A 26,290-nucleotide genomic window follows, 5' to 3' on the forward strand; every position below is an offset into this window, starting at 1 on the left:
TCACCTTCTCTGGCTGATCTTCCCAAATCATTCAACTACTTCGTTTCTTGGTAACTCAAATGTCCAGTCCTACAACCCCAGAGAGCAAGCTCTCTGGTTTGGGCTGTTCCCTTTTCGCTCGCCGCTACTCAGGGAATCGAATTTTCTTTCTCTTCCTATGGGTACTTAGATGTTTCAGTTCCCCACGTCTACCTTCAACTGAGCTATGTATTCACTCAGTGATAACAGGTCTTTACTCCTGCTGGGTTTCCCCATTCGGAAATCTCCGGATCAAAGTTTACTTACAACTCCCCGAAGCTTATCGCAGTTAGTCACGTCCTTCATCGGCTCCTAGTGCCAAGGCATCCACCATGCGCCCTTAATAACTTAACCTATATTATCTTACGATAATGGTTATGAGTTTAGCGATCAAACATTAAATGTTTTAAACTCTTTAAAACGCGGTGTTCTCGGTTATTTTAATTAACAAAGAAATAAAAGATATTATCTAGTTTTCAAAGAACAAGTTTGAGAGTAGACCTCTCAAAACTAAACAAAGTTTACGATAAAAGTGCAGGTTTCCGAAATTATCCTTAGAAAGGAGGTGATCCAGCCGCAGGTTCTCCTACGGCTACCTTGTTACGACTTCACCCTAATCATCTGTCCCACCTTAGACGGCTGGCTCCAAAAGGTTACCCCACCGGCTTTGGGTGTTACAAACTCTCATGGTGTGACGGGCGGTGTGTACAAGGCCCGGGAACGTATTCACCGCGGCATGCTGATCCGCGATTACTAGCGATTCCGACTTCATGTAGGCGAGTTGCAGCCTACAATCCGAACTGAGAACGGCTTTAAGAGATTTGCTAAACCTCGCGGTCTTGCGACTCGTTGTACCGTCCATTGTAGCACGTGTGTAGCCCAGGTCATAAGGGGCATGATGATTTGACGTCATCCCCACCTTCCTCCGGTTTGTCACCGGCAGTCTTGCTAGAGTGCCCAACTTAATGCTGGCAACTAACAATAAGGGTTGCGCTCGTTGCGGGACTTAACCCAACATCTCACGACACGAGCTGACGACAACCATGCACCACCTGTCATTTTGTCCCCGAAGGGAAAGTCCTATCTCTAGGATTGGCAAAAGATGTCAAGACCTGGTAAGGTTCTTCGCGTTGCTTCGAATTAAACCACATGCTCCACCGCTTGTGCGGGCCCCCGTCAATTCCTTTGAGTTTCAACCTTGCGGTCGTACTCCCCAGGCGGAATGCTTATTGCGTTAGCTGCAGCACTGAAGGGCGGAAACCCTCCAACACTTAGCATTCATCGTTTACGGCGTGGACTACCAGGGTATCTAATCCTGTTTGCTACCCACGCTTTCGAACCTCAGCGTCAGTTACAGACCAGAGAGCCGCTTTCGCCACTGGTGTTCTTCCATATATCTACGCATTTCACCGCTACACATGGAGTTCCACTCTCCTCTTCTGCACTCAAGTCTCCCAGTTTCCAATGCACTACTCCGGTTAAGCCGAAGGCTTTCACATCAGACTTAAAAGACCGCCTGCGTTCCCTTTACGCCCAATAAATCCGGATAACGCTTGCCACCTACGTATTACCGCGGCTGCTGGCACGTAGTTAGCCGTGGCTTTCTGGTTAGATACCGTCGAAACGTGAACAGTTACTCTCACGCACTTTCTTCTCTAACAACAGGGTTTTACGATCCGAAGACCTTCTTCACCCACGCGGCGTTGCTCCATCAGGCTTTCGCCCATTGTGGAAGATTCCCTACTGCTGCCTCCCGTAGGAGTTTGGGCCGTGTCTCAGTCCCAATGCGGCCGATCAACCTCTCAGTTCGGCTACGCATCATTGCCTTGGTAAGCCTTTACCCCACCAACTAGCTAATGCGCCGCGGGCCCATCCAAAAGCGGTAGCATAGCCACCTTTTACATAGTTACCATGCGGTAACTATGGTTATGCGGTATTAGCACCTGTTTCCAAGTGTTATCCCCCTCTTTTGGGCAGGTTGCCCACGTGTTACTCACCCGTTCGCCACTCAACTCTTTATCGGTGAGTGCAAGCACTCGGTGATAAAGAAGTTTCGTTCGACTTGCATGTATTAGGCACGCCGCCAGCGTTCATCCTGAGCCAGGATCAAACTCTCAATTTAAAGTTTGTGACTCTTTATTTTTACTAGCGAATTGACTTCGCAAAATGTTTATTGCTCTTATCACTTAGATAAGAGACCCTACACATTTGCTTATCGAAACTTTGTTCAGTTTTCAAAGATCTACTGCTGATCGATAATAAATAACTTATCAATCGCAACTACTATATTGTAGCAAAATCATTTTTATCTGTCAACCACTTTTTTGAATTGATTTTGAATAAAAATTCAAAACAAACAATCAAGCGACGACTTTTATATCTTATCAAAATCAAGATTCGATGTCAACAGACAAATTTTATTTTTTTCGATCACTCAAACGAATTAATTATCCGCTCAAGCAACGATATTAACTATACAGGTATTTCTAGCTATCGTCAACACCTTTTGCAAAAAAAATTAAGTTTTTTACCTATCCGAATTTTTATAACTACTCATGCAAAAATATACGCTTTTCAACCGCAAACAAAAAGACGATCCATTACATTAGATCGCCTTTTCTATAACTTATTTATTATTTCTCTTAAATAAGTGGCTCAAATTGCGCCGTAAAACTTGGAAAAAGGTCAACGAGCGGACCATGTTCTGGGGCGCAACATACTTTTGCATCGCTCGTAATAACTTCTTTGAATCTTTGGCTGCAAACGAAAAAGTCCCATCTTTTTTCGTTTGGATCGCAAATCGGGGGATAAAACGTCCCCTAAACATAACTGAGGCGATCACTTTATCGACTTCATCCCAAGGTATTTGGATATACTTGTTCACATCGCGTTCATTAAAGAATTCAAAACCCTTATTTCCGATCATGATCTTACCATAATCAGTCAACCCCATATAGGAAGTCCCAGCCATCACTAGATCGACTTTAGAATTAATTGATTGCACCATTTATATTTCCCTCGATTACTTATCAAATTTAGTCTCAGTATAGCACAAAACGGCCTTATTTCATTTACATGAAACAAGACCGTCTTAGCAGTCGCTTAAAGTAAACCGACCACGTGGCCTAAAATACCGACGATAAAGATCGCAATGATAATAATGATCGGAGAAACTTTCTTCTTCAAAAGCCACATACATAGGAATGTCAACAAGAGGGCTGCTAAGCCTGGGATCAAGGAATTCAAGTTATCTTGCAAAGTCGTTACCTTTTCTGGCGTCAAGGATAGACCTTTACCATTTTTGTATTCGATCAAAGCTTGTTTGATACCTTCTGCCCCTTTAGGCAATTTATCCCATTCGATATAAGCACCTTGTTGGAGTTTGACAGTCGAAACTTTCGGGGTAAAGGTAATATTTACCCACCGTTCGATCAAACCACCTAAAACGAACATACCCATAATAGAAGCAAGACTTGTAACATATTGCAACATACCACCAGACATATCATCTGTGATCTTAGAACCAGCCTTATAGCCAAATTCTTGTGTATACCACATAAATGCCCAACGGATGAGGTTCCAAGCAACAAAGAAGATGATCGGGCCTAAGATGTTACCACCTAATGCAAGGGAAGCACCCAAAGCACCTAACATTGGACGTAAGGTAAACCAAAAGACTGGGTCACCAACACCAGCTAAAGGTCCCATCATACCAACTTTCACACCTTGGATCGCTGCATCATCAACTTCGGTCCCGTTAGCACGGTCTTCTTCCAAAGCAAGCGTCACCCCTAAAATAGGTGAAGCAACATATGGGTGTGTGTTAAAGAATTCCAAGTGACGCTTCAAAGCGGCAGCGCGGTCTTCTTTAGTTTTATATAATTTCTTGATAGCTGGGATCATTGAGAAGCACCAACCACCATTTTGCATACGTTCGTAGTTCCAAGAACCTTGAAGGAAAGTCGAACGCCATGCGACAGCTAAACGATCTTTTTTACTTAATTTAACTCTGCTTTCAGCCATGGTATCTTTCCTCCTATTCGTAATCATTTAAAATATCGCCAAGCGGGTCACCTGTATTGCTTGAACCGCCGTTATTACCGCCGTTACCAGCGTTCTTCTTAAGTTCAAGATAGATAAGACCAAAGGATACACCTAAAGCACCTAAAGCGATCAAGGTTAAATCAGAAACAGCAGCGATCACAAAACCGATCGCAAAGAATGGCCAAACTTCGCGGGTCGCCATCATGTTGATGACCATTGCATAACCAACGGCAACGACCATCCCACCACCGATCGTCATACCTTCATTCAACCAAGCAGGCATTGATTCCAAGAAACCACGCACTGCAGATGAAGGAATAACTAACAAAGCAGCAGCAGGGATAGCGATACGTAGGCCTTGCATAGCGATCCCGACGATCTGCCACATTTCGATCTTACGGAAGTTACCTTCTTCAGCGGCAGCATCCATAAAGTGCACGATCGGAACAGCGATCGTACGTGCTAACATTGTTAAGAACAAACCAGCAACAGCTAATGGGATAGCGATCGCGATCGCAGGACCCACACCTTTAACACCTTGGCCACCTTGGACCAAAATAATAGCTGAGGCAACAGCAGCCAAAGCAGCATCAGGTGCGACCGCAGCCCCGATATTAGCCCAACCTAAAGCGATCATTTGTAATGAACCGCCTAAAATAATTCCGGCTTCTAAATTACCGGTCACTAAACCGATCAAAGTACATGCTACCAATGGTTGGTGGAATTGGAATTCATCCAAGATACCACCCATACCAGCAAGAAAGGCAACAAGAACTACTAAAATCATTGATATAGCAGACATGTCATAATCCTCCTAATTCGTATTGTATTTCCAAGTTATCTACATCTTCAATTCTTGACGTGCTTTGTTTAAGATCGAATCCATGTTTTCTGGTGAATCACTTGGAACTTTACGGACGTCAAATTTAACGCCGTCTTTCTTCAATTTTTCGAATGTTTCAACGTCATCTTTATCCAAAGACAAAACTTTATTAACGGCAACTTTGCCGACTGAGTGGGCCATCGAACCAACATTTAAGGTATCGATGGCAACACCACCTTCGATCGCCTTAAGCGCATCTTGTGGAGTTTCAAACAAGATCAATGCCTTTGTATCGCCGAAACGAGGATCTTTTGCAACTTCGATCATCTTTTCGATCGGCACAACATTTGCATGTACTCCAGGAGGAGCTGCCTCAACGATCATGTTCTTACGCAATTTATCATGCGCAACGTTGTCGGAAACAACGATGATCCGATCTGGATTTGTTGCTTTGGTCCATGATGTTGCCACCTGACCGTGTAACAAACGTGAATCGATCCGAGCCAAAACATATTTGATCTTGCCATCACCTAAAACTGTACCTGGTGGGATCGCCCCTGTCGGTTGAGCCTTCGCTGTGTTAGTAGCACTAGCTTCTTTTTTAGGTTCAAGAGATTCTGGTTTTACTCTGACACCATCTTTGCCCGCATTGACTAAATGAGCTGCGATCTCTTGGGCTTTTTCCATGGAGAATCGCGATGCATAAGCTTCGATCACCATTGGCAAGTTCATCCCAGCCACGATCGCCCATTTGTCTTTGTGTTGTTCAACCAAATTATTAGCTTGGTTGAAAGGTGTACCGCCCCAAAGATCGACTAAGAATAATACTTCTTCTGGGTCATCAAATGATTTGATGGCTTCTTCCATCTTAGCTCTGATATCATCAGGACCTTCGCTTGGCATTAAGGTAACATGAGCTACATTTTCTTGTTGGCCAAAGATCATTTCACCAGATTGGAAAATGCCGTCTGCAAAACTACCATGACTTGCTAAAATAATACCAACCATTATTACGCCTCCTATAATATTTTCAAAACTTAACTCAAAACATTTACTGATCGTGATCTAGCTTATCTTTGACTAGACCTTTGTCACAAAGTAACTTCCACAGATCACGTTTAGGATCACTTGAGACCTTGCGATAATCAAGCTCGATCCCACGCCGTCTGATCCAAGCTAAGGCTAAAACATCTTGCTCATTGACAGCGATCGTTTCGGTGATCATCTTGCGGGTCGCATCAAAACTAAGTGATCCTAGATTGACACTTGTTGTATTCAACCCACCAGCGATCAAACGCATCGCATCTACTGGAGTTTCGACGAGCACCAAAACTTTATAATGCTCAAAGCGCTCATCTCTGCACAACCGTAACATCTTAGAAACGGTAAGCACATGAACTTTGATCCCCGGTGGTGCGGCTTGCATCAAAAGCGTCTTTCTGATATTATCGCCAGCCGCTTGATCACAAACCACTAAGATCCGCTCGATTGCAGTATTTTTAGCCCAATCGGTTGCGACCTGTCCATGGAGCAAACGCGAATCGATCCGCAATAACTTTACATCCATGGCATCACCTTCAGATCCTTGACTGAACCGATACCTTGACGACCAACACTTATTAGTTTTTCGACTAATTCGGCTAAACTGAGCGCTTCAGTCCGCAAGGTGCAAGCTTCCAAAAGCATCGCCAAATTGACTCCGCCAACTGCCGCAAAACGCTTCGGATCGCGCTTAACAAAGCGACGCGTTGCTAATAAGGGATTGCCACCATATAGGTCACATAAAAACAAGACTCGATCAGTTGTAGCAAATTGCTGTAAGCTAGTTTCATATTTATCTTCCAAAGTAGCTAAGTCTTCCACTGGCTCAAAGGTCACCGCAATGACTTTTTCTTGGCGCCCTAAAATTAAATAAGAAGATTTGATAAGTTCTTGCGCTAGATCACCATGACTGGCAACGATCAAACCTAACATCATCCTCATCTCCTTTGAAAAATAATTCCTTACACTTTATATATAGCAAATACCGTGCCAACTTTTGTGTATCACGCTAGACCCCCTAATAAATAAAGCAAAAAAATTTCATATAAAAATAGCGATACACTTTATTTTGTGTATCACTATTTTGTGTATTAGCTTTCGACCATTTCTGTATCGACTAATTTGGCAATATAATACGCTTCAGCTGGCGGAAATTTTAAATTAAGTTTAGCTTCTAAATATTCATCGGCTAATTTCAGTGTCTTTGGCCAGTCGCTTTGTTCAAATTCAATAGTTTGCTCGGCGCTCAGCGTTACTGGTGCCGATAACAAGACCCGCTCGATCGCACCTCCAAGATGCATGATCAACGCCAAGCGCCTAGCATCCGTTAATTTTAGTTGCCGTTCTTTAGCTAACAGATCACAGTACTGCCAAAGCACACCGATAACTTTTTTAGGATTGATAAAGGTATAATATTGTTCCAAATAATTAGCAGCAGTAGCTTGATCGACTTTAGGTGTCGGCGTTTTAGATTCAACATACCAAGTCTGACTATTTTCTAAATGCTCGATCAATTGGCGTTTACCACGGTCACCTTGAAAGAGCTCTTCTAATGAGATATACGGTACCCCTAGGTTAGGGTCAGCGATCCCCGTCGTGGCAATGATGCGATACTCTTTATTTAGTTCATTTATCTTATCGTTCATCCCGACAACTGACATCGTTAAGACCGAAACATCGTCAATAAGTTGATCAGCCAAGATCTCATCCAGCATTTGTTTGATCTTTTCAGCCGTCCCTTTCCCTGTCGAACACAGTGCCAAGATCGCCCGTTGCCTAACATCTTCTAGCTTACCTTGCGTAGGCTCTTCGGCTTTGCGAGAATATCCATTAAATTCATTTAACTCGTGATAGACCAACTCAAGATCACTATCGATCAAAGCTGTTTTCCGAGCGGCTTCTAAGACCATAGCGGTAGTCACCATATCGATCGTTTTGACTTTGATATCGGTTTTATCTGTGATCTTAGCGCTAAACGTACTGAGCGACCCCATGTCGACTAGTAACAAGACCCCATTACCACGATCGACTTGTTTGACTTTAGTGATGATCTCATTTAATGCTACCGTTGGACTCATCTCAAGCGACATATCAAACGCCGCTAAATTATCGACATTCAACAACTCAGTCACTACCTGGACCATCGAGGAAGCCGTATGATTTCCATGTGCGGCAACGACGACCCCGACTTTTCCATGTTTAGGCACAGAATTCAACGAGATCAACAGCACCGCTAGATAGTAGACTTCTGAAGCTGGCACGAGAAAATCATAGTGGTCTTCTAGCATTGCTTTGATCTTCTCAGCTAGCTTTAAGTCAGCAGGATAGTCTTTGACCATTGCCACCAGATCATCTGAGACTGCACGCATCGGACGCCCCGATTGGACACGTTTGATAAATGAACTCAGATGTAAACTCATCGCATAGATAAAGTTCTCACCAACATGGTAGCCACAATCATTTTTCAGCATCTGCATGATATCTTTAGTCAACTGTAGTGTATCTTGATCGACTAATTCATTTAAATTCTTTTCGGTCCGCAAGATCTTGTTATCGCGGTAAAATGACTTCAAGTGGACATTGATATCTGTCATGATGAAGTTATTGATCGCACCTTGTTCTAGACCCTCTTCCTTTAACAAAGCAGCTTTATTGCCGATGATCTCATAGAGATTATAAGGTAGCTCATAGCGATCACTTTCATTGATGCTTTCAGCTGCTCCATCGGGTTGGATCAATAAGACTGGCTCTAGTAATTGCGATAATTTGCCTAGGCGAACACGATCACTTGCCAAACGTGACATCCCATCTTTAATGTTTTGGGGAAGTTGTTCAAATTTTAAATTGATCTGTTCGGCTTGATCGACACTATTCAAAAATCCTTGTGCACAAACCAGCTGGATATTTGATTTCAATTGACCCACATTACCAAATGTGACGCTCCCTAACAAAGCTTTCACAACATCTTCGGTCACTGTGATATTTTTTTGTGTCCGGTTAGCCTCTAACGTCAACAAACGTTTCAATAGCGCAAGTTGCTCTCTTACACTGCGCGCTTCAAATTGGGGCATCTGGATCGTGATCGGGATCCGGCGCACAAAGGTCTTTAGAAGCGAACTTTCAGGATCTTCTGTTGTAGCACAGATCAAACGAACATCAGCATGATGGACCTTCGTGATCTCCCCGAGCTTACTGTACGTCCCGTGATCCATGAAATAAAAGATCATCTCTTGGCCTTCTGGGGGTAAACGATGGACTTCATCTAAAAATAAGATCCCACCGTTTGCCTTTTGGATCAGCCCCTCACGATCTTCTTGGGCACCGGTAAAGGCTCCTTTGACATAGCCAAATAAATGTGACATCAGTAATTGCGGATTATGCGCATAGTCAGCACAGTTGAACGTCACAAAATTTTTATTTTCGATCATCGCCTGATTGACCGCAAATTGATGCATTGCATTAGCAAAATAGGTCTTCCCCGATCCCGTAGGCCCAGTGATCAAAACATTTAATCCATGAGGCGGATATAAGATCGCGGCCTTAGCTTGCTCGATCTGTGTTTTTAAGCTATCCTTTTGTCCGATCATTGTATCAAAAATACTTGGTCTAAGTACCGGTTCAGCAGGATCAGGCATTTTTGAGCCAGTTTGGGGGATCAGTGTATCAGTTTCAGCTGCCAGACTTTGATACTTTACCGGTCGGCCAGCGAGCTTGCTCAATTTTCCTGCCCGGACCAATACATTGAGCTCTTTACTGACATTATTGCGCAAGATCCCTAGATCATCTGCGATCTCTTTTGTCGTAACCGCTTTATTTTTAGTTTGGACATAAGCTAAGATCTTCTCTTTTCGTGTCATAAAATCCCATTCCTTTTGATCATTATGCTATTAGTGTATCACTTCTGTATCAAGCGAAGCAAAGAATTGCAACTGCTAGCCCTTAAGCTATTTTTTGGTTAAAATTGAGATAAATCTACTATAAGATAAGAAGGTCTTGTGATGCCAAATATTACTAGCAAAGAAAAACGTGACCGCCTACTTTTTATCATCAAAGTATTGCGTCAGCATGAAGTCTTACGTAACTTTTTAAAACAAAAAGATCCTAAAGAAGTTCGCCTCGCACTCGAAAAACTAGGTCCCACTTTCATCAAAGCGGGACAATTGCTCTCAACGCGCCCCGATCTGATCTCACCTGCTTTTATCAAAGAATTTCGCAAGCTCCAAGATAATGTTCAGATCGATCCTTTTACCACTGTCAAAAAAACGCTTGAAGCTGAATATAACTGTCCATTGACCGATATTTTTCTTCAATTTGATGAACGGCCTTTCGCCTCTGGTTCGATCGGGCAGACACACCATGCTTTACTTCACGATCACACTCCAGTCGTCGTCAAAGTCCAACATCCCAATGTTTCCGAACTCGTTGAAACGGATCTTTCTTTATTCAAAGAAGCTTTACGGATCTTAAAATTCGTCCCTGATCTAAGTGTGATCGATCCTAAAGAGATCTTCACTGAGATCCAAACATCCCTTTTAACTGAGATCGATACTCAGATCGAGCTCAAAAATGGACTCGAATTTTACCGTCTAAACAACAATGACGGGATCATTAGAGTGCCTAAAGTTTACCCTAAATACTCCGCTAGTAAGATCTTAGTCAATCAAGCCATGCCTGGACAAAGTATCAAAAAACTAACAGCTACCAAAGCCACCAAAGCGGATAAACCTTTACGTACGGTCTTAGCTAAAACTTTAGTCAAAAATTTCATCAAACAAGTCTTTGTCGATAATTACTTCCACGCTGATCCTCATCCGGGAAATATATTATTTTACCAACTTCAGCTTGATGATCCTGAATATAACGAACTCCAGCCTACACACCAATTCAAAAAACAACTCAAAAATACAAGTATTGAAGCTACTTCTGCCACGACATTACCACCATATCGCTTGGTCTACTTGGATTTTGGAATGATGGGCCGTTTGACCAAAAATCTCGCCGATGGGATCGCCCAGATCGTCATTGCCTTAAACACTAAAGATACACGCCAGATCGGTAAAGCTGTGCTGGCTGTTTGTAACCGGACTGGCCCCGTCGATGAAGAAGATTTTTATAATGAACTCGGTGTCTTTTTGACCCCATATCTCAACTTAGGCTTGGGCCAGATCGACCTTGCAAGTTTATTGTTCAGGATTGTAAATCTCTGTCGCAAAAATAACTTGCAATTAAAATCAGAAGTAACTTTATTGATCAAAGCCTTTGCTTCTTTAGAAGGCATAGTCGCTACCTTAGATCCCGAATTATCTTTGATGGAGGTCGCGCGTCCGTTTGCCCGTGAGTATTTCAAAAAGCAGTTCAACGTCAAAAAGAGCTTGGAAGAGTTAGGCTTTGAACTCTACCAAGCTTCAAAAGTAGCTCCGAAGATCCCACTTAAATTTGAACAGCTTCTTGACGTTTTGACGCAGGGACAAGGAAAGATCGCCTTTAAACTTAAAGATCAAGATAAATTACTAGATCGCCTCGAAAAGATCGTCAACCGCGTGATCTTGGCTATTATTTTAGCCGCTTTGATCATGAGTTCCTCGCTCTTAGTCCAAGGAAGTGCTGCCCATCCCGCCATTTATAATATTGGGGTCTTAGGTTATCTCTTAGCAGCGATCGTTGTTATCATTTTGATCATCAGTGAATTACATCGACATTTCAAAAAATAGACTACAAAAAACAGGCTTAGGCACAGCACCCAAGCCTGTTTTTATCATTGTTATTCGATCTCGATCTTATTAGCAGTCGCAACAGCATCCTTTTTCTTAGGAAGGGTCACTGTCAAGACACCAGCTTCATATTTAGCAGTGATCTTATCACGTTCAACATCAGGGAACCGGTATTGCCGACTGACCCGACCATATGAACGCTCGCTTGCAAGCAAATTGCCAGCAGCATCGCTTTGGTCACTAAAGCTATCCCGCTTAGCTGCAACTGTCAAAATATCATTGCGATAATCTAGTTGCATATCTTTCTTATCGACCCCAGGCAGATCGATCAGCAACCGATAACTCTTGGGGGTCTCCTCCACGTCAGAACGCATCTTTAGCTCTGAGTCGTCAAAGTTGAAAAATGAACGTCCTAAATTATTGAAAAATGCATCGCTACCCTCCATTAGATCAGAGAAACGATTCGATAATTCATTTGCCATAAATAAGACTTCCTTTCATTTCTTCACCTTCATTGTAGTTCTTTTATTTTAGAATGCAAGGATTTAACTTTTAAGATTTTGCAAAATGCACTTTACTTACAAAAAGTACGTGTTATAATTTAGATATAAACTAACGAAAAGAGGAATTTACGATGACAAATCCAGTAAATCAAGAACTCAAGCAACGTCGCTCGATCTATGCCTTGGGCAAAAATGTCTCCCAAACGCCAGCTCAAATCAGTGAAACGATCGAAGAAGCGATCCGCCAATCCCCAACGGCTTTCAACTCCCAAACAGTCCGCGCTGTTATCACTTTTGGTGAAAATTCCGATCGTGTTTGGGATATCGTTGAAGCTGAATTGAAAAAAGTTACTCCAGCTGATCGTTTTCCTGCGACTCAAGAAAAGATCGCCTCATTTAGAGCTGGTTTTGGTACGATCTTATACTTCACCGAAACCCAGACGGTGCACAAATTAGAAGCAGATTTCCCACTCTACGCTGCTAACTTTGCCAACTGGGCTGAACAAGGACTTGGCGGGGCTCAACAAGCGGTTTGGACCGCATTAGCTACTGAAAATATCGGTGCTTCCTTGCAACACTATAATCCGTTGATCGATGAAAAGATCAAAGAAGCCTTTGATATCCCTGAAAGTTGGGAATTACGAGCCCAAATGCCATTTGGTTCGATCGAAGCACCTGCTGGCGAAAAAGAATTTTTACCCGATGATGTTCGCTTCAAGATCTTCGAATAATTCGTATTATTTGTAAAAACATTAAACTAGAATTTTCAGGATAAAGAAAGCCATCTTCAAATTCCGCATGTTGGAATTTTGAAGATGGCTTTTTACTTATGTCACAGCCTCAACCTATTATTTTTTCCCCTTCTGCAATTCACTTTTCTTTCCCTGTTTTTTATCATTACTCAATTGTTGAAGATATAACATATTTACAAACGCTACAGTAATAATAACAACAATCAGAAGGGTTGAAATTAATGGCCTACTTTCTGAAAATATAATTGCAAGTGTCCCTAGCAAAGTGATGATCAAAAAGACACTGTGCTTATAACATCACAGTCACTGCAGCTGCGCCTAAGATCAAAACTAGGCCACATACCGTAACTACCATTTCTTTTGAAGTCTTCTTTTGACCTAAGAACCAAATACCCGTTAACGTTGCTAGCACAACTGATGTTTGCGACAAAATAAAGCCAGTTGCTAGACCATTCATATCTGGTTGGGCCGAGATCAAATATGTCAACGCTGCAAAGGCAAAGAAGAAACCTGAAAAGACCTGTTTGTAAGAAACAGCCTCAACAAATGGTGATCTTTCCTTACCCTTGACTGTCATCATGATCGCATAGACTACAGCTGCTAAAACCATCCCGATCGCTTGAGGTAAGAACGCATGCATCCCATCGATCTTAGCTTGTTGTGGGGCAGCAGAATATAGCCAATAGCCAATTTCACCAACTGCTAATAAAACCACCGCCTTGGTCAAAGCGCTCTTGTTTTCGGGTGTCTTATGTTCACTCCAGACCGTCATCCAAGCGCCTAAAATGATAACTGCAAGTGCGGTAAAGCCGATCATTTTAGCCGTTGCTGTTGGCCAATCACCTAAGTAAAATACGCCCCAAAGTGAAGCACCTAATAATTGAAAGGCAGTCGTGATCGGCATTGCTTTGGAAGAACCGATCAAAGTAAAGGAGTGAAACGTGATGATCTGTGCCGTCCCCCAACCGATCCCAGAAAGAACTGAGAAAAAGAGCGCTGCACCACTTGGAAGTGCTAAACCTTTGATCATCGCTAGTACTAAAGCAAAAATCAATGTCCCTAAAGTCGAACCTAAGATCTGATTGACCGGTTTACCGCCGATCTTAGATGCGATCGTGGGGTAAAGCCCCCAACCTAATAATGGTCCTAAACCAACTAAAATTGCCGTTGTATTCAATTCAATTTCCCCCTAATCGTTAAAACGTAACGCCACTCTCTAAAATAATGTTGGAATATGGTGTCATTTCACCAGTACGGATAAATGCATGACACTTGCGTAGATCTTGTTTCATTTCAGCATGTGGGATAAAGACGAGCTCTGTTTTGGGGAAACGTTCTTTGATCGCTTTTAGCTGGGTTGGGTTTTGAGTCTTGATCTCTTCTGCTAAGTACACCCGTTGAACTTCTAATTCAGTCAACACATTATCTAAAACTTGGAGAAAACTAGGAATACCTTTGGAAACTGCTAGATCGATCTTTTCTGTTTCACGTGGTACTGGCATTCCAGCATCACCAATACTCAATGTGTCAAAGTGACCCATTTGTGAAATCACCCGGGAAATATCTGAATTAATAACTTGTGTCTTTTTCATGATCACGCCTTCTTCTTTTTAATTTAATTCATGCTTGTATGGAATTGACGGTTGAGCGCCAAAACGTTGTACAGTCAGTGAGGAAGCTTTATTACCGTATGTGATCGCTTCAACGAGATTGCTAAAGTCAGGTTTTAAAACCGTACTCAAAGCACCGATAAAGGTATCACCGGCTGCCGTTGTATCTACTGCGTTAACTTTAAAGGCTGGAACGATCCCACTTTGACCGTCCATGCTGTAAAATGAACCTTGGCTACCGATCGTGATCAAGACCACTTTGATCCCTAATGCATGAAGTTTAGCAGCTGCTTTTTGCATGCTTTCTTCATCGACCACTTTGATCCCAGTCAAGATCTCGGTCTCGGTTTCATTAGGTGCGATCACATCTGTCGTCTTGAGCAATTCTTCAGGAACTGTTCGCATCGCAGGCGCCGGATTCAAGATCGTCTTTACACCAGCTTGATGCGCTACTTCAAAGGCTTTGATCGTACTTGCCAAGTCGCTTTCAAATTGTGCGATCACAAAATCACTTTCCTTGATCAAGTCGGCATGTTTGACTACATGCTCTGGTGTGATCTTACCATTTGCACCAGCATGGATCATAATACTGTTTTCGCCTTTTTCATCCACAACGATATAGGCTTGCCCAGTTGCGACCTTGTCCAATTCAGCAATCCCAGCTAGATTTATCTCTTCATAACCCAAAAGCTCACGCATCATCTTGCCAGCATCATCGTTACCAACAGCACCGATAAACGCTGTCTTAGCGCCAGAACGTTTAGCGGCTACAGCTTGATTTGCACCTTTACCGCCACCAGCTGAAAATACTTCGGAGGCATGGATCGTCTCACCTGGTTTAGCCATCTCTTTTACTCTGATCGTCCTGTCTAAATTGATACTTCCGATCACTGTCACTTTATTCATTGTACCCACCTCGTGTCTTTCTAGCAAATTAATTTTGGTAACTTGTAGCACTTATTAAAACGTTTTAATTGCTGCAACTAGACTATAACACACTTTTGAAAACGCTTCAAATTTTAACTTCAACTGAGCTACGAATCACTAATTTGACCGGTAAGACCCGCTTAACGTACGGACTATTAGGGCTGGCTAGCCGTTTTATCATTAGATCGGCTGCTTGTTTGCCCAATTCATAGATCGGTTGTGCGACCGTCGTCAAAGCAGGCGTAACATAGCGACACATCTCAACATCATCGTAACCGATCACACTAAGATCATTTGGAATACTTTTATTTTTTTGTCTCATCCCAAGATAGATCCCAAACGCTAATTCATCACTAAGTGCAAAAACCGCCTCGATATTTTGCTCTAGTAACTCAGCAACAACTGCTTGACCTCCACTTTTGGAAAGCTCTGTTTTGATCTGAAGTGCTTGCGGAAATTCAACTAAAAAGCCCTGTAACCGATACATGATATTTACCGTCGCCAAATCAGGGACAATAACTGCAACTTTCGTATGGCCCATCTTTTTTAGATACCGTGCAGCCAATAACCCACCATTGAAGTCATCTGTAGTTACCTCATCACTGCGTTCGCTGAATGTTTTTTGATCTAACACAATGACCGGACGCTTTTTGATCTGTAAAACTTCCTTTAATACTTCATCTGAGATCGAAGGGCTAGCAATGATAAAGCCATCGACCCCTCTTTTAGCTAATTCGAGTAAGGCTTTTTCTTCCTTAGCTCCGTTAAAGCCCCCATTGCACAGCATTGAAATATAACCCGAGCGCAACAGTTCTTCTTCGATCCCTTTGACTAAAGTACTGAAAAAAGAGTTAGTTATCTCCGGTACGAGGATCCCGATCGTTTTACTTTGTTTACCGACCATTTGGCGTGCCAAATGGTCGGCTTTATAGCCTAATTCATCTCGAGCGGCTTGAACTTTTTGAACTGTCAGTGGATTAAAGTTCATAGCCTTACCATTTAAGATCTGTGAAACCGTTGCGATCGAGACACCAGCGCGTTTAGCAACTTCACGGATCGTCACTTTTTTAGCACACATCTACCCATCCCTCACAAATATAAGTTCGAATGTAGGCACAAAAAAACAGCCCATACTCAGTAAATAATACTCGGAAACATCATCTTGGAGGTTCACCTGTTGCTCCTAAGATATCATCAAGAAACTGAGTAGGTGGCTGTTAAATTACTATAAGGAGTAATCGTCCCCACATCCTTTATCTGGTTTTGATCTTGTTCGCTTTCCAGAAGCACTCAACAAGATCCTCTTTACTAATTGCAATTAGTGGCGTTTGCCTAAAGAGACTACAACATTTTTGTTTTAAACTCAACTTGTTGGTTCCATCACCCTCCAACCTAATTATAGGAACAGTGACTAACAGTTTGGACGCCCTAATTGTGAGAATCTTTTGACCCCTCACTTATTTTATAACATAAAACTAAATTTTTAGCAAGCGCTAACATTTATGATAAAATTAATTTTTTTGAATACAATTGACAATACCGCAAAACCATGTTATCCTGAAGTTTCTATTATACGGTGCGATATTTACTGTGGAAGGTAAATATCATTAAAAGAGCTGGGAGATACCTCCTAGCTCTTTTTTTGTGTACTGTAACATAGTCGTTCCTAAAAGTAATGCCTAGAAAATAATAATACCTTGGACCTGATGCAAAATACGCATCATGCCCAAGGCCTCATTATTCGTACGGCATTTTTCGCTTTGCTCTGCACTGTGATCTAAAAAAGCCAAGTGCGCCATCACTCGCACTTGGCTTATTTGAGGATATACATCGTAATATAAAGAGCGAAATCTCTACATCACACAATGCATTTTTAAAACTTACTACGTGTAGCATACTTAAAGGAGTTCTACTCCTCACTGCACATTATACCCTAGTTTAAACCGTGATTAAAAATGATTTGCCCTTTCTAATTTCGATACATTTTTAGCTCCAAAAATAGGTCGTTATATTTTTCCAAATACTTAGGTCCTAGGTCTTCGTAGATCTCCATCTGCTTGATCCGAGCAGCACTTGGATAAAATTCCTTATTGGAGGTGATCGCTTTTGGCAAATATTTCAAAGCCGCTTTATTGGGGGTGGAATAACCGATATATTCCGTATTTTGCGCCGCATTTTTTGGATCTAACATGAAATTGATAAATTCATATGCGCCTTGCTTATTTTTAGCGGTCTTAGGGATCACTAAATTATCAAACCACAAATTAGTCCCACCATTTGGGAGCACATAATGCAAATGACTATTTTTTTCCATCATATCAGCCGCTTCCCCTGAAAAGGTCACCGCTACACTGCTCTCCTCATTTGCCATATATGTCTTGATCTCGTCTGAAACGATCGCTTTGGCATTGTGAGTCAAAGCTTTGAGCTTATTATAGGCTTGATCAAGCTCAGCATCACTTTTGCTGTTGAGCGATCTTTGCATGCTAGCCAGACCGATCCCCATAAATTCGCGCGCGCCATCAATGAACATGATCTTGTTTTTCAATTGCGGATCCCAAAGATCATTCCATGTCTTGAATTGTGAAGCCTGATAGAATTTATCATTGTAAATGATCCCCAATGTTCCCCAAAAATACGGTACTGAATACTCATTATGGCGATCAAAGGCAAGGTCCATAAACTGCGGATCGATATTTTTTAAATTCGGTAACTTACTATGATCGAGTTTTAACAACAGATGCTCTTTTTTCATCTTTTGGATCATATAGTCACTTGGGACCGCGATATCATACGAAGTCCCGCCTTGTTTGATCTTAGTCAACATCGCTTCGTTTGAATCAAACGTCTCATAGTTGACCTTATACCCTGTTTGCTTTTCAAATTTGGTGATCAATTTAGGATCGATGTAATCGCCCCAGTTATAAATGTTTAAAACTTTGGCATCTGACATCCCAGTCGAGCGTTCGAGCCAAACTGTCCCTAAAAAGAGCAACCCAATGATCAAACAGATCCCGATCAAAAGTGAACGTAATTTTTTCATCGCAAGAGCCCCCGTTTCTTTTTCTTGGAGCGTGGTTGATTATCCTTACTGATGTAGTAATAACCGACTACTAATACAAGTGCAAATAAAAAGACTAGCGTACTCAAGGCATTGATCTCTAAACTAACACCACGCCGCGCCCGCGAATAGATCTCAACTGAAAGGGTGGTAAAACCATTTCCTGTCACAAAAAAGGTGACTGCAAAATCATCGAGTGAATAGGTAAATGCCATAAAATACCCAGCGATGATCCCCGGTGAAAGATAAGGCAAGATGATATCTTTTAGGATCTGGCGGTTATTTGCGCCAAGATCATAGCCAGCTGTGATCATTGAATCATTCATCTCTTGGAGTTTTGGTAAGATCATCAAGACTACGATCGGGATACTAAAGCTAACATGTGCCAAAAGGACCGTCCAAAAGCCCAGTGAAAAGCCACTAAAGATCGAACCTAACGTGATAAATAAAATCAAAAAACTAGCCCCGATCGTTACGTCTGGCGAAACGATCAAGATATTATTCAACGATAACAATGTATTACGGTGACGTCGCTTTCTCAAATAATAGATAAATAACGCCCCAAAAGTACCGATCACCGTTGCGATCAAAGCCGACAAAAATGCCAATAAGAAGGTATTTAGCAAGATGATCACCAACCGTGTATCGGAAAATAACTCGCTAAAATGGCGCAACGAAAAACCGGTAAAGCTATTCATCGTATCGCCGGCATTAAAGGAATACCAGACCAAATAAAAGATCGGCAGATATAAAAAGATAAAGACTAAGATCAAATACAGCTCTGCCCACTTAGATCTAGTTTGTTGCATCATTTGCCACCTGCTTTCTTTTCACCGGTAAAGAGCATCACGACCACCATTGCAATGATCAAAACGACCCCGATCGTTGCCCCTTTGCCCCAGTTTTGCGTTACCATGAAGTGCTCTTCGATCGCAGTCCCCAATGTGATCACACGATTGCCCCCGATCAAACGGGTCAACATAAAGAGCGAAAGGGACGGGATAAAGACCGCTTGGATCCCACTTTTAACCCCATTTAACGATAAGGGAAAGATCACTTTAAAAAATGTCTGAGTCGAACTGGCGCCAAGATCTTTGCTAGCAGCAATAAATGAAGGGGGCAATTCCTCAAGCGCATTGAAAAGCGGGATGATCATAAAGGGCAACTGAATATAGACTGCCACGATCAAAAAACTAAAATCAGTGAACAATAATTGCTTAGGTAAGATCCCAAAAAAACCTAAAAAGCTGTTTAGGCCACCGTGAACACCAAAGATCCCAATGAAGGCATACGCTTTTAATAATAAGTTGATCCATGTCGGTAAAATGATCAGCAACAACCACAAATCTTTATGCTTTAATTTTGTCAAAAAATACGCTGTCGGATAACTGAGCAAAAGTGTGATCAAGGTGATCAAAAGAGCATACCAGACCGAATTAAACGTCATCAATAAATACTTTCCCGAACCAAAGTACTCTGCGTAATTAGCTAGTGTGAAATGTCCACTTTGATCAAAAAAAGAATAGCCGACCACTAAAACAACCGGTGCTAAGACAAAAAAGAGCAACCAGAGAAAATATGGGACTGCTAATAAAGTATTATACTTTTTCATATTGTCCCCCTTAATCGTCGTAACTTTCTAAGCGTGCATCAAATTCTGCTTCTGTTTCATTGAATCGCATAACATGGATATCTTCAGGATCAAAGTACAAGCCGATCTCACTGTCGACCTGTGCTTTTTTGGTCGAATGCACGATCCATTCATTTCCCATCTCATCATGACAGACGATCTCATAATGGACCCCGCGGAATAATTGTGTATCGACTTTGACCTTTAATTTACCATCTTTGACTGTGGTCAACTCGAGATCTTCGGGCCGTAAAACAACTTCGACCGGTTCATTTGGACGCATTCCTTCATCCACACATTCAAATTCTCTACCAGCAAATTTTACAAGACAGTCCTGGATCATCACCCCATCGACAATGTTACTTTCACCGATAAAATCAGCTACATAGTGATTGATCGGTTCATCGTAAATATCGACCGGACTGCCACTTTGCACGATATTTCCATTATTTAAAACAAAGATCTCATCACTCATCGCCAACGCTTCTTCTTGATCATGGGTCACAAAAATAAAGGTGATCCCTAGGCGCTGTTGTAATTCGCGCAATTCATATTGCATGTTTAGTCGCAATTTATGGTCTAAAGCTGATAAAGGTTCATCTAACAATAAGATCTTAGGCTCATTAACGATCGCCCGAGCAATTGCAACTCGTTGCCGTTGTCCCCCAGACATCTCACTGATCCCACGCTTTTCATAACCGGCTAACTGCACTAAGCGCAAGGCTTCTTTGACTTTAGTCTCAATTTCTGTTTTTGGTGTTTTTTTGATCTTTAATCCAAAAGCGATATTATCAAAAACATTCATATGCGGAAAGAGCGCATAATCTTGAAAAACAGTATTAACTTGACGCTTATTTGCAGGAATATCGTTGATCCTTTTCCCCTCAAAGTAAATATCACCTGCAGTCGGCTCTGAAAAACCTGCGATCATCCGTAAGATCGTCGTTTTACCACATCCAGATGGTCCTAAAAGTGTATAAAATTTGCCCTCTTCGATATCAAAGCTGACCTTTTTTAACACTGGAACATCGTCATCATAGCTTTTAACGACATTTTTAAAAGAAATAATTGGTTCTTTCATAATTTGCCACCCCTTTACCAAAATAGAAACTAAAATTCATTATACTAAACATTTCCCCCTTTTAAAAAGACCCATAGTCAAAACTATGAGTCCCACGATTTATTTTTTAGCAGCGATCACATAGGGTACGGCTAAAAAGCAGATCGCCCCCAACATATTTCCTAACGAGACCCAAAACAGATTATACAGCCACGCCCCGACTGTGAGCACTGCGCCAGCGGGTTTTATAAGTGCTGCCGTCAGTAAAGTCATATTGGCGACACTGTGCTCAAATCCCGTCGTAAAAAAGGCCAATAGACACCAAAAGACCATGATCAATTTAGCCGCATCATTTTTTGTCTGAAAGCTAGACCATAATGCCAAACAGACTAAAATGTTACATAAGATCCCCCGCATGAGTAAAGAAAGCGGACCAACCGTCGTCTTAACTACGGCAGTTGCAGTGAGTGCCTTGGCTACTCCATCAACTTGCAAGCCGGTAGCATTATAAAGAATTGCCAATAAGATCGCCCCACAAGCATTGCCTAACCAGCAGATCACCCACAAATAACTTGCTTGAAGCCACGTATTTTGCTTAGTCAAAGCACCGACTGCTAAAACAAAATTATTGCCGGTAAATAATTCACTACCAGCGATGATAACTAAGCTAAGTGCTACGCCAAAAACGGTCCCCATCAACAATTTAGTAGTCGGAGCACCTTGTAACTGTCCACTGACAGTAAAAGCTAACAAGATGCCAAAACCGATATACATTCCTGCTAACATGGACAATAGAAAATATCCCAGCGGATTTTGGTGCAAAAAAGCTAACTTCTTACTTGCAGCCCCTTGAACTGCTTTGATCTGTTCTGTATACATATGTGTACTCCTTTTTGATGTTTACGGACTCCTTGCCCAACTTTAATTATAGCGGACTAGACTACAAAATACATACTCAAAACTATGGCAAGTGTTAAAATAAGAGATAATTGATTTTTTATCTGGAAGTGATCTTATCAATAATTATGAACTTGTTAAACAAAAATATGCCCAATCGCTTTTGATCGGGCTGACTTTGGCATTTTGTGGTGGCTATATCGACGCTTACACCTATGTCTTGCGCGAACATTCGCTAGTCGCTGGACAGACTGGTAATATCGTCTTCTTAGCTGTCGATATTGCTAGTAAAGGGCTTGTGGTTACAGAAACGCGCTTTTTTACTCTTGTCTTTTTTATTTTAGGGATCTTTACTATCAGCTTTCTTGCTAAAAAACTAGACTCTCCCTACGTCAAGCCTTTATCATTGCTCCCCTGCATCTTGGCTTGTCTAGTGATCGGGTTCTTACCTGTCAGTGCACCTGACTATCTAGTCGTTCCCCCATTGGCCTTTGGGGTCGGGATCCAAACGACTTCATTTAGCAAGATCGAAGGTATTCCCTACAACAACTCCTTTTCCACGGGAAATATCAAAAAGGGGATGCTCGCTTGGAACGGATTTTTCTTCTCCCACAATTTAGCCGATAAACATGCGGCTAAACTGTATTTAGCGATCACCCTCGCTTTTGCACTAGGTGCTCTGTGTTCCGCTGAACTGGAAAAAATTTGGGGGATCCACACGATCTGGGTGATCACCGTTATCTTGAGCGTAGTGATGTTACGGTATCTTTATTTATTGCATCATGAAAAATAACCCGGGACAACACCGCAGTTTTCCAGACAAAAAATAAGATGATCTGTCGCAACGGATCATCTTATTTTTTGTCTTTTTTCAACTTAATTATAATTTACCAACTAGGTCTAAGCCTGGTTCCAATACATCATCACCTGGTTGCCAACTAGCTGGGCAAACTTTATCGCCATGTGCGCGTACAAAGGAGGCTGCTTGAAGCGTTCTGAAGATCTCAGAGGCGTTCCGTCCGATCCCCATGTTATTGATCGTATAGGATTGGATCACCCCATCTGGATCAACGATGAAAGCAGCCCGGTATGTTTGACCAAGTCCCTCATTTAACACATCAAATGCCTTAGCTAATTTACCAGCTGGATCGGCTAACATTGGATACTCGATCTTACCGATACCAGCAGAAGCTTCAGCCCATGCCTTATGTACAAACTCGGTATCTTCAGAAACAGAATAGATCTCTGCTCCTGCTGCCTTGAATTGGGAATATTTAGCTTGTAAATCTTCTAATTCAGTTGGGCACACAAAGGAGAAATCGGCTGGATAAAAGAAGAACACGCTCCATTTACCCAAAACGTCTTTTTTGGTAACATCCTTTAATTCACCTTGTTGATATGCCTTAACTGAAAAATCTTGAATCTCTTGCCCAATGTAATTCATCTAAGAACGCCTCACTTTTTATTTTTCTTTGGTACAACTCTTAGTATAGTCTAGCCGATACATTTGTCAACCTTTATATACTGGGGATAATAAAAGGTTTTTAGAATTTTTTAAAACTAAATTTTTTACTGCAAACTGGCTGCCACTAAGACTAAAGTTTCCAAGTCGTCTGCCTTAAATTCATAGACCACATTATCTTTGTTCCAAGTAAGCGATTGGGTCAAAAAGCCTGCTTTAGCGGAAGTTTCCAAGCGACCACTCCCCCGCTGTGATGGTGCAGGTAAACGGTAGCGTTCTAACAGTGTTACAGCCTTACGGGCAGCTGTTGTTGGATCTTCATTAGCAACTGGGCTACCGTGCATAGTAAAGGACCAATTCCCTTCATTCCAATGCAAGTAACGTTGACCGGCACCGCTATTGACGGTCGCTTGCAACCCGTAACCTAAGCTGATCTTAGGTAAATTTCCTTGCGAAGCATCGTTTTGATAATCGATCTGGCTAACAGCTTCATCAGTCGAAGCGTAAGTCTTTTTAGTTAAAGTAGCATATGGTGAGCTATCTTTTAAACTTTCGTCATTAACTGGCTTAGCATCTTTTTCAAGATAATAATTAGCGGTATAGTTGTTTAAATCGCCACTATAAGAAACACTGACTTTCTTTTGGCTATCTTCTTTACCGGACAGTGTAGCTACAAGCGCAGTATCACCCAAATTTTGGCGCATCGAGATCGCACCTTGCTGTATCAATTCATTATTAGAAAGTTTATTAGCCTCAGCTTGGCTTTCATCGGTTGCACTATTTTCGGTGTTTGAGCTTTGTTCTTGACTACTACTTTCAGAGCTTTGACTTTCTTTAGCCTGACTAGTCGAGCTTTGTTTTTGGCTACTGCTTTTAGCCGTTTGGGAAGTGCTTTGTTCTTTAGCATTAGTCTTTGAGCCATTATCGTTAGAACAGCCTGCCAAAATGACCGTACAGAGCAATGCCAAGGTCACTTTTGAAAATTTATTCATGATCTGATCCTCCGTTATATTTAATTTGTTCAATTATTCCTACTTTAAGGATACCTTATTTAGGACAAAGATACCAAATTTTGAACACAGTGCATAAAATTGCGGGGAATGCCGTAGAAATAACGGTAACTTGGGCATGATGCGGGCTTAGCATCATGTGCTAGGCATTGCAATTTGGAGCACGACTATAACGTAAACAAAAAGACCAGAAAATAACTTCTGGTCTCTTATCTCTAACGGCTCAACATCAACATGTTGTACAGCATGCCATCTTTTAATTTATCTACATCTGCGCCTAAGACTTTAGCGATCTCATAGGCATAGGCCCAAGCCGTTGCTGGCCCGCGACTGGTGATCAAATGATTCTTTTCATCTACAACGACTAAAGCTTCATCAAAATTACCATGCTTGACTTCATCTGCGATCCCAGCTTCCATTCCTGGATATAACGTATATTGGCTATCATCCAGTAAGCCATAGCGTGCAAAAGCGATCGGAGCAGCACACATCGCCGCATTCCACTTACCAGCTTTTTTACGTTCGACCATAAATTGACGCAATGTTTCATTGTCACGCAAGGCTTCTGAACCAGGTAGACCACCTGGGAAGATCACGATATCATAGTCCAATAAACTTTCATCCATGACCTTATCACAAGTCAACACGATATTATGATCACCATTGACGATCTTATCGAATAAACCGACCATATCACATTTGATCCCGGCACGCCGTAAAACATCAACGCTTGATAGTGCTTCAACTTCCTCACAACCAGGTGCGATCATCACTGCTGCTGTTTTTGTCATTATAAAGCCCCCTAAAATATTTACTAACTCTATTTTAGTCCAAAATTTCGTTAAGAGCTAATTTTTGGACTAAAAAGTCGCCTTCAAGATCATCTTTGAAGAAACTTACTTTATCTACGAAGAACTTCTTTTAGCCAAAACTTTGCTTATCGATCTGGATAGTGAAAAAGAATAACACAGGTTGACATCGCTGCTATGTTGGAATATTATAATTTTTTATATATAAAGAACTAGAGGTATTATTATGTCAACACTTTTAGTCATCCAAGCATACTCTAAAGATAAAAATGCGCATTTGGATCGGCTTAACCAGCATTTTATTACAAGTTATCAACAAGCTCACCCCAAAGATCGGATCATTTCTCATGACCTTATCAAAGATGACACGCCTATATTAAATTCACAGATGTTAATGGCCTTACGAAAAAAGCAACATCAAAAACCATTATCATCGTTTGAACAAAAGTTGCTGGGTGAGCATGATGACTGGCTTAATGATTTCATGCTTGCTGATAAATATCTTTTCGTTGCTCCGATCCAACAACAGTTCTTACCTGCGGAGCTCAAACAATATTTAGATCTGATCATAAGCTCATTGGCTGAGTTTTCACCCCACAAAAAAGCCTTGCATCTCCAAGCAACAAATCGGACCTATCATCGATCACTTAAGTATTTTTGGGACACATATAGACACAAACATAACCTAGGAAATAAATATCTCCAAAAGCTGTTATCCTTCCACGGGTTAAAGAATTTTACCACATTACATATTGAAGGTTTAGCAAATTGTTGCACCAGTTGCGACCTTTCATTAAAACATTGCCAAAAACAACTGACCAAAATCGCAAACGCATTTTGATCACAGTGCGTAGAATTGCGGGAACTCCGTAGAAATAACGGTATCCCATTTACGAGGCGGGTTTTTGCCTCGTGAGTGGGATATTGTTATT

24 protein-coding genes and 2 rRNA genes (1 of these 26 only partly in view) are annotated in these 26,290 nt (G+C 41.7%); 4 read left to right on the forward strand and 22 right to left on the reverse strand.

Annotated features, from left to right (window positions below):
* The 9 genes from CPS94_RS08080 to CPS94_RS08120 all read right to left on the reverse strand — a co-directional run.
* Positions 1 to 372 (reverse strand): 23S ribosomal RNA (locus CPS94_RS08080) (it extends 2,545 nt beyond the left edge of the window).
* Positions 373 to 576: 204 nt separating this feature from the next.
* Positions 577 to 2,140: ribosomal RNA gene (locus CPS94_RS08085) — 16S ribosomal RNA — on the reverse strand.
* Together the 16S and 23S rRNA genes form the textbook arrangement of a ribosomal RNA operon.
* 504 nt (positions 2,141 to 2,644) lie before the next feature.
* Positions 2,645 to 3,025: a DUF956 family protein gene (locus CPS94_RS08090; RefSeq protein WP_056959147.1), complete on the reverse strand. Its 381-nt coding sequence runs from the start codon at positions 3,023 to 3,025 to the stop codon at positions 2,645 to 2,647.
* A 95-nt stretch (positions 3,026 to 3,120) separates the two neighbouring features.
* Positions 3,121 to 4,041: a PTS system mannose/fructose/sorbose family transporter subunit IID gene (locus CPS94_RS08095; RefSeq protein ID WP_004049963.1), complete on the reverse strand. Its 921-nt coding sequence runs from the start codon at positions 4,039 to 4,041 to the stop codon at positions 3,121 to 3,123.
* Positions 4,042 to 4,054: 13 nt separating this feature from the next.
* Complete coding sequence (locus CPS94_RS08100) at positions 4,055 to 4,864, reverse strand: PTS mannose/fructose/sorbose transporter subunit IIC (RefSeq protein WP_004049961.1); 810 nt, start codon at positions 4,862 to 4,864, stop codon at positions 4,055 to 4,057.
* Between the two features lie 39 nt (positions 4,865 to 4,903).
* Positions 4,904 to 5,893, reverse strand: coding sequence for a mannose/fructose/sorbose PTS transporter subunit IIA (locus tag CPS94_RS08105; protein ID WP_004049959.1), 990 nt, complete (start codon positions 5,891 to 5,893; stop codon positions 4,904 to 4,906).
* A 43-nt stretch (positions 5,894 to 5,936) separates the two neighbouring features.
* Complete coding sequence (locus tag CPS94_RS08110; RefSeq protein WP_004049957.1) at positions 5,937 to 6,452, reverse strand: PTS system mannose/fructose/N-acetylgalactosamine-transporter subunit IIB; 516 nt, start codon at positions 6,450 to 6,452, stop codon at positions 5,937 to 5,939.
* Complete coding sequence (locus CPS94_RS08115) at positions 6,443 to 6,862, reverse strand: PTS sugar transporter subunit IIA (protein ID WP_238145339.1); 420 nt, start codon at positions 6,860 to 6,862, stop codon at positions 6,443 to 6,445. The genes CPS94_RS08110 and CPS94_RS08115 overlap by 10 nt, the downstream gene beginning before the upstream one ends.
* 155 nt (positions 6,863 to 7,017) lie before the next feature.
* Positions 7,018 to 9,783: a sigma-54-dependent transcriptional regulator gene (locus CPS94_RS08120; RefSeq protein ID WP_112193582.1), complete on the reverse strand. Its 2,766-nt coding sequence runs from the start codon at positions 9,781 to 9,783 to the stop codon at positions 7,018 to 7,020.
* Between the two features lie 141 nt (positions 9,784 to 9,924).
* Between CPS94_RS08120 and CPS94_RS08125 the strand changes: the two genes are divergently transcribed.
* Positions 9,925 to 11,637, forward strand: a complete 1,713-nt coding sequence (locus CPS94_RS08125) for an ABC1 kinase family protein (protein WP_112193584.1) — start codon at positions 9,925 to 9,927, stop codon at positions 11,635 to 11,637.
* Positions 11,638 to 11,687: 50 nt separating this feature from the next.
* Here CPS94_RS08125 and CPS94_RS08130 read toward each other — a convergent pair whose 3' ends face one another.
* Complete coding sequence (locus CPS94_RS08130) at positions 11,688 to 12,119, reverse strand: Hsp20/alpha crystallin family protein (protein WP_112193586.1); 432 nt, start codon at positions 12,117 to 12,119, stop codon at positions 11,688 to 11,690.
* Between the two features lie 152 nt (positions 12,120 to 12,271).
* Here CPS94_RS08130 and CPS94_RS08135 point away from each other — a divergent pair, with 152 nt between their 5' ends.
* Positions 12,272 to 12,871, forward strand: coding sequence for a nitroreductase family protein (locus CPS94_RS08135; RefSeq protein WP_112193588.1), 600 nt, complete (start codon positions 12,272 to 12,274; stop codon positions 12,869 to 12,871).
* 310 nt (positions 12,872 to 13,181) lie between these two features.
* Here the strand turns inward: CPS94_RS08135 and rbsU are convergent, their stop codons facing one another.
* The 9 genes from rbsU to CPS94_RS08185 all read right to left on the reverse strand — a co-directional run bounded on the left by rbsU (position 13,182) and on the right by CPS94_RS08185 (position 22,059).
* A complete protein-coding gene (gene rbsU, locus CPS94_RS08145; RefSeq protein WP_112193593.1) occupies positions 13,182 to 14,069 on the reverse strand; it encodes a ribose/proton symporter RbsU in 888 nt (295 codons plus the stop codon).
* 19 nt (positions 14,070 to 14,088) lie between these two features.
* Positions 14,089 to 14,484, reverse strand: coding sequence for a D-ribose pyranase (rbsD, locus tag CPS94_RS08150; RefSeq protein ID WP_056959126.1), 396 nt, complete (start codon positions 14,482 to 14,484; stop codon positions 14,089 to 14,091).
* A gap of 18 nt (positions 14,485 to 14,502) precedes the next feature.
* A complete protein-coding gene (gene rbsK, locus CPS94_RS08155; protein WP_004049918.1) occupies positions 14,503 to 15,408 on the reverse strand; it encodes a ribokinase in 906 nt (301 codons plus the stop codon).
* Positions 15,409 to 15,514: 106 nt separating this feature from the next.
* Positions 15,515 to 16,507 (reverse strand): ribose utilization transcriptional repressor RbsR, encoded by a 993-nt coding sequence (gene rbsR, locus CPS94_RS08160; RefSeq protein WP_112193595.1) that lies wholly within the window; start codon positions 16,505 to 16,507, stop codon positions 15,515 to 15,517.
* Between the two features lie 891 nt (positions 16,508 to 17,398).
* Positions 17,399 to 18,472, reverse strand: coding sequence for an ABC transporter substrate-binding protein (locus tag CPS94_RS08165; RefSeq protein WP_112193597.1), 1,074 nt, complete (start codon positions 18,470 to 18,472; stop codon positions 17,399 to 17,401).
* Complete coding sequence (locus CPS94_RS08170; protein WP_112193600.1) at positions 18,469 to 19,299, reverse strand: ABC transporter permease; 831 nt, start codon at positions 19,297 to 19,299, stop codon at positions 18,469 to 18,471. The genes CPS94_RS08165 and CPS94_RS08170 overlap by 4 nt, the downstream gene beginning before the upstream one ends.
* On the reverse strand, positions 19,299 to 20,102 hold the full coding sequence (locus tag CPS94_RS08175; protein WP_112193602.1) for an ABC transporter permease: 804 nt from the start codon (positions 20,100 to 20,102) through the stop codon (positions 19,299 to 19,301). Before CPS94_RS08175 ends, CPS94_RS08170 begins: the two co-directional genes overlap by 1 nt.
* A gap of 10 nt (positions 20,103 to 20,112) precedes the next feature.
* A complete protein-coding gene (locus CPS94_RS08180) occupies positions 20,113 to 21,201 on the reverse strand; it encodes an ABC transporter ATP-binding protein (protein WP_112193604.1) in 1,089 nt (362 codons plus the stop codon).
* A gap of 99 nt (positions 21,202 to 21,300) precedes the next feature.
* Positions 21,301 to 22,059, reverse strand: a complete 759-nt coding sequence (locus tag CPS94_RS08185) for a formate/nitrite transporter family protein (RefSeq protein WP_112193606.1) — start codon at positions 22,057 to 22,059, stop codon at positions 21,301 to 21,303.
* A 196-nt stretch (positions 22,060 to 22,255) separates the two neighbouring features.
* Between CPS94_RS08185 and CPS94_RS08190 the strand changes: the two genes are divergently transcribed.
* Complete coding sequence (locus CPS94_RS08190; RefSeq protein WP_238145341.1) at positions 22,256 to 22,870, forward strand: YoaK family protein; 615 nt, start codon at positions 22,256 to 22,258, stop codon at positions 22,868 to 22,870.
* An 87-nt stretch (positions 22,871 to 22,957) separates the two neighbouring features.
* Here CPS94_RS08190 and CPS94_RS08195 read toward each other — a convergent pair whose 3' ends face one another.
* From CPS94_RS08195 to CPS94_RS08205, 3 genes are all read right to left on the reverse strand, one after another.
* Positions 22,958 to 23,521, reverse strand: a complete 564-nt coding sequence (locus CPS94_RS08195) for a redoxin domain-containing protein (RefSeq protein WP_112193610.1) — start codon at positions 23,519 to 23,521, stop codon at positions 22,958 to 22,960.
* Between the two features lie 125 nt (positions 23,522 to 23,646).
* Positions 23,647 to 24,531, reverse strand: coding sequence for a hypothetical protein (locus CPS94_RS08200; RefSeq protein WP_112193612.1), 885 nt, complete (start codon positions 24,529 to 24,531; stop codon positions 23,647 to 23,649).
* A 233-nt stretch (positions 24,532 to 24,764) separates the two neighbouring features.
* Positions 24,765 to 25,340 (reverse strand): DJ-1 family glyoxalase III, encoded by a 576-nt coding sequence (locus CPS94_RS08205; RefSeq protein ID WP_076150086.1) that lies wholly within the window; start codon positions 25,338 to 25,340, stop codon positions 24,765 to 24,767.
* Between the two features lie 244 nt (positions 25,341 to 25,584).
* Between CPS94_RS08205 and CPS94_RS08210 the strand changes: the two genes are divergently transcribed.
* The gene (locus tag CPS94_RS08210) at positions 25,585 to 26,199 is read left to right on the forward strand and encodes an NAD(P)H-dependent oxidoreductase (protein ID WP_112193614.1); all 615 of its coding nucleotides are present in this window, start codon (positions 25,585 to 25,587) and stop codon (positions 26,197 to 26,199) included.
* The last annotated feature ends 91 nt before the right edge of the window (positions 26,200 to 26,290 follow it).

This window comes from Ligilactobacillus murinus, from assembly GCF_003288115.1.
Taxonomy (GTDB): domain Bacteria; phylum Bacillota; class Bacilli; order Lactobacillales; family Lactobacillaceae; genus Ligilactobacillus; species Ligilactobacillus murinus.

What these genes read in the sequence shown, in the direction of transcription:
- CPS94_RS08090 (WP_056959147.1), bottom strand. Translation starts at nt 3,025, where the DNA reads ATGGTGCAATCAATTAATTCTAAAGTCGATCTAGTGATGGCTGGGACT.
- CPS94_RS08095 (WP_004049963.1), bottom strand. Translation starts at nt 4,041, where the DNA reads ATGGCTGAAAGCAGAGTTAAATTAAGTAAAAAAGATCGTTTAGCTGTC.
- CPS94_RS08100 (WP_004049961.1), bottom strand. Translation starts at nt 4,864, where the DNA reads ATGTCTGCTATATCAATGATTTTAGTAGTTCTTGTTGCCTTTCTTGCT.
- CPS94_RS08105 (WP_004049959.1), bottom strand. Translation starts at nt 5,893, where the DNA reads ATGGTTGGTATTATTTTAGCAAGTCATGGTAGTTTTGCAGACGGCATT.
- CPS94_RS08110 (WP_004049957.1), bottom strand. Translation starts at nt 6,452, where the DNA reads ATGGATGTAAAGTTATTGCGGATCGATTCGCGTTTGCTCCATGGACAG.
- CPS94_RS08115 (WP_238145339.1), bottom strand. Translation starts at nt 6,862, where the DNA reads ATGATGTTAGGTTTGATCGTTGCCAGTCATGGTGATCTAGCGCAAGAA.
- CPS94_RS08120 (WP_112193582.1), bottom strand. Translation starts at nt 9,783, where the DNA reads ATGACACGAAAAGAGAAGATCTTAGCTTATGTCCAAACTAAAAATAAA.
- CPS94_RS08125 (WP_112193584.1), top strand. Translation starts at nt 9,925, where the DNA reads ATGCCAAATATTACTAGCAAAGAAAAACGTGACCGCCTACTTTTTATC.
- CPS94_RS08130 (WP_112193586.1), bottom strand. Translation starts at nt 12,119, where the DNA reads ATGGCAAATGAATTATCGAATCGTTTCTCTGATCTAATGGAGGGTAGC.
- CPS94_RS08135 (WP_112193588.1), top strand. Translation starts at nt 12,272, where the DNA reads ATGACAAATCCAGTAAATCAAGAACTCAAGCAACGTCGCTCGATCTAT.
- rbsD (WP_056959126.1), bottom strand. Translation starts at nt 14,484, where the DNA reads ATGAAAAAGACACAAGTTATTAATTCAGATATTTCCCGGGTGATTTCA.
- rbsK (WP_004049918.1), bottom strand. Translation starts at nt 15,408, where the DNA reads ATGAATAAAGTGACAGTGATCGGAAGTATCAATTTAGACAGGACGATC.
- rbsR (WP_112193595.1), bottom strand. Translation starts at nt 16,507, where the DNA reads ATGTGTGCTAAAAAAGTGACGATCCGTGAAGTTGCTAAACGCGCTGGT.
- CPS94_RS08165 (WP_112193597.1), bottom strand. Translation starts at nt 18,472, where the DNA reads ATGAAAAAATTACGTTCACTTTTGATCGGGATCTGTTTGATCATTGGG.
- CPS94_RS08170 (WP_112193600.1), bottom strand. Translation starts at nt 19,299, where the DNA reads ATGCAACAAACTAGATCTAAGTGGGCAGAGCTGTATTTGATCTTAGTC.
- CPS94_RS08175 (WP_112193602.1), bottom strand. Translation starts at nt 20,102, where the DNA reads ATGAAAAAGTATAATACTTTATTAGCAGTCCCATATTTTCTCTGGTTG.
- CPS94_RS08180 (WP_112193604.1), bottom strand. Translation starts at nt 21,201, where the DNA reads ATGAAAGAACCAATTATTTCTTTTAAAAATGTCGTTAAAAGCTATGAT.
- CPS94_RS08185 (WP_112193606.1), bottom strand. Translation starts at nt 22,059, where the DNA reads ATGTATACAGAACAGATCAAAGCAGTTCAAGGGGCTGCAAGTAAGAAG.
- CPS94_RS08195 (WP_112193610.1), bottom strand. Translation starts at nt 23,521, where the DNA reads ATGAATTACATTGGGCAAGAGATTCAAGATTTTTCAGTTAAGGCATAT.
- CPS94_RS08200 (WP_112193612.1), bottom strand. Translation starts at nt 24,531, where the DNA reads ATGAATAAATTTTCAAAAGTGACCTTGGCATTGCTCTGTACGGTCATT.
- CPS94_RS08205 (WP_076150086.1), bottom strand. Translation starts at nt 25,340, where the DNA reads ATGACAAAAACAGCAGCAGTGATGATCGCACCTGGTTGTGAGGAAGTT.
- CPS94_RS08210 (WP_112193614.1), top strand. Translation starts at nt 25,585, where the DNA reads ATGTCAACACTTTTAGTCATCCAAGCATACTCTAAAGATAAAAATGCG.